Source organism: Marinobacter sp. 1-4A, from assembly GCF_016597725.1.
Lineage (GTDB): Bacteria > Pseudomonadota > Gammaproteobacteria > Pseudomonadales > Oleiphilaceae > Marinobacter.
On sequence record NZ_VCGY01000021.1, the window covers coordinates 1 to 3,391 of the forward strand.

Genomic DNA, 3,391 nt, shown 5'->3' on the forward strand with positions numbered 1-3,391 from the left:
GAAGTTCTTCTTTCTGATCACTGGGTCAGATTTGCTCTTTAACAAATTGGATGAGATAGAACACGAAGACATTTTCTCATTATCTCCGAGAAAATGTGTTCAATGTGATAGCGATTTTTTCAAGCGTTATCCGGTGTTGTCGTTGAAGTGGTTGTATATGGCTTCAAGTGACTAGTCTCTGAGTACAAACACATTGTCTGTTGGTGTTTCCTTCGGGGAGCGTTGAGAGAGAGGCGTGTTGTGCCAGTGATCAGTTGTCTTGGGGTTATATAGTCAAGCAACTAAGCGCATACGGTGGATGCCTTGGCAGTCAGAGGCGATGAAAGACGTGGAAGCCTGCGATAAGGTTCGGGGAGCTGGCAAACAAGCTGTGATCCGGACATTTCTGAATGGGGAAACCCACCCGATTTCGGTCGGGTATCTTGCACTGAATACATAGGTGTAAGAGGCGAACCGGGGGAACTGAAACATCTAAGTACCCCGAGGAAAAGAAATCAACCGAGATTCCCTAAGTAGCGGCGAGCGAACGGGGACTAGCCCTTAAGCTAGACAACTGGTAGGAGAAGGCTCTGGAAAGTGCCGCCATAGTGGGTGATAGCCCCGTATCCGAAACCTGAGTCTAGTGAAATCGAGTAGGACGGGACACGTGGTATCCTGTCTGAATATGGGGGGACCATCCTCCAAGGCTAAATACTCCTGACTGACCGATAGTGAACCAGTACCGTGAGGGAAAGGCGAAAAGAACCCCTGTGAGGGGAGTGAAATAGATCCTGAAACCGTATGCGTACAAGCAGTCGGAGCAGACTTGTTCTGTGACGGCGTACCTTTTGTATAATGGGTCAGCGACTTATGTTCAGTGGCGAGGTTAACCGTTTAGGGGAGCCGTAGGGAAACCGAGTCTGAATAGGGCGATTTAGTCGCTGGGCATAGACCCGAAACCGGGCGATCTATCCATGAGCAGGTTGAAGGTTGAGTAACATCAACTGGAGGACCGAACCCACTGTCGTTGAAAAGCCAGGGGATGACTTGTGGATCGGAGTGAAAGGCTAATCAAGCCCGGAGATAGCTGGTTCTCCCCGAAAGCTATTTAGGTAGCGCCTCGGACGAATACCACAGGGGGTAGAGCACTGTTTCGGCTAGGGGGTCATCCCGACTTACCAACCCGATGCAAACTCCGAATACCTGTGAGTACTATCCGGGAGACACACGGTGGGTGCTAACGTCCATCGTGAAGAGGGAAACAACCCAGACCGCCAGCTAAGGTCCCAAAGTACCAGTTAAGTGGGAAACGATGTGGGAAGGCTCAGACAGCTAGGAGGTTGGCTTAGAAGCAGCCATCCTTTAAAGAAAGCGTAATAGCTCACTAGTCGAGTCGGCCTGCGCGGAAGATGTAACGGGGCTCAAACTGGTCACCGAAGCTGCGGCTGCATACTTTGTATGCGGGGTAGGGGAGCGTTCTGTAAGCCTGCGAAGGTGTGTTGAGAAGCATGCTGGAGGTATCAGAAGTGCGAATGCTGACATGAGTAACGACAATGCGGGTGAAAAACCCGCACGCCGGAAGACCAAGGGTTCCTGCGCAACGCTAATCGGCGCAGGGTGAGTCGGCCCCTAAGGCGAGACCGAAAGGTGTAGTCGATGGGAAACGGATTAATATTTCCGTACCTTGGATAGCTGCGATGGAGAGACGGAGAAGGCTAGGTGAGCCGGGCGACGGTTGTCCCGGTTTAAGCGTGTAGGGAGTGGGTTTAGGCAAATCCGGATCCACAATCCTGAGACGTGACGACGAGCACCCTTTTACGGGAGCGAAGTCATTGATGCCCTGCTTCCAGGAAAATCTTCTAAGCTTCAGGCTATTCGAGACCGTACCCCAAACCGACACAGGTGGTCAGGTAGAGAATACCAAGGCGCTTGAGAGAACTCGGGTAAAGGAACTAGGCAAAATGGTGCCGTAACTTCGGGAGAAGGCACGCTGGTGGTATGTGACGCCCTTCGCGGGTTGAGCAGAAGCCAGTCGAAGATACCAGGCCCCTGCGACTGTTTATTAAAAACACAGCACTGTGCAAACACGAAAGTGGACGTATACGGTGTGACGCCTGCCCGGTGCCGGAAGGTTAATTGATGGGGTTAGCATTCGTGCGAAGCTCTTGATCGAAGCCCCGGTAAACGGCGGCCGTAACTATAACGGTCCTAAGGTAGCGAAATTCCTTGTCGGGTAAGTTCCGACCTGCACGAATGGCGTAACGATGGGGGCGCTGTCTCTACCCGAGACTCAGTGAAATTGAAATCGCCGTGAAGATGCGGTGTATCCGCGGCTAGACGGAAAGACCCCGTGAACCTTTACTATAGCTTCACAGTGAACTTTGAACATGTTTGTGTAGGATAGCTGGGAGGCTTTGAAGCGTGAACGCCAGTTTGCGTGGAGCCAACCTTGAAATACCAGCCTGGCATGTTTGAGGTTCTAACTCTGGTCCCTTATCGGGATCGAGGACACTGTGTGGTGGGTAGTTTGACTGGGGCGGTCTCCTCCTAAAGCGTAACGGAGGAGCACAAAGGTGGGCTAAGTACGGTCGGACATCGTACGGTTAGTGTAATGGCACAAGCCCGCTTAACTGCGAGACTGACACGTCGAGCAGGTACGAAAGTAGGTCATAGTGATCCGGTGGTTCTGTATGGAAGGGCCATCGCTCAACGGATAAAAGGTACTCCGGGGATAACAGGCTGATACCGCCCAAGAGTTCACATCGACGGCGGTGTTTGGCACCTCGATGTCGGCTCATCACATCCTGGGGCTGAAGCCGGTCCCAAGGGTATGGCTGTTCGCCATTTAAAGTGGTACGCGAGCTGGGTTTAGAACGTCGTGAGACAGTTCGGTCCCTATCTGCCGTGGACGTTGGAGATTTGAGGAAAGCTGCTCCTAGTACGAGAGGACCGGAGTGGACGAACCGCTGGTGTTCCAGTTGTCTCGCCAGAGGCACTGCTGGGTAGCTATGTTCGGACAGGATAACCGCTGAAAGCATCTAAGCGGGAAGCCCCTTCCAAGATGAGATCTCCCCGGGCCCTCGAGGCCCCTAAAGAGCCGTTCAAGACCAGGACGTTGATAGGTCGGGTGTGTAAGCGCTGCGAGGCGTTGAGCTAACCGATACTAATTGCTCGTGCGGCTTGACTATATAACACCCAAGACAATTGCTTGGATAACGCTAGACAAAAGAAAAAATCAAAACACATTGAACAACCTCTATCTCGTCCCCCAGTGATCAACCGTTTTGTCTGACGACCATAGCGGCTTGGAACCACCTGATCCCATCTCGAACTCAGAAGTGAAACAAGCCAGCGCCGATGGTAGTGTGGCACTTGCCCATGTGAGAGTAGGTCATCGTCAGACTCTTAATAC

2 rRNA genes are annotated in these 3,391 nt (G+C 52.3%); both read left to right on the top strand.

Annotated elements, in window-relative coordinates:
- The first annotated feature begins 271 nt into the window (after positions 1-271).
- A 23S ribosomal RNA gene (locus FE845_RS18455) occupies positions 272-3,167 on the top strand.
- A gap of 99 nt (positions 3,168-3,266) precedes the next feature.
- A 5S ribosomal RNA gene (gene rrf / locus FE845_RS18460) occupies positions 3,267-3,382 on the top strand.
- Positions 3,383-3,391: the final 9 nt, after the last annotated feature.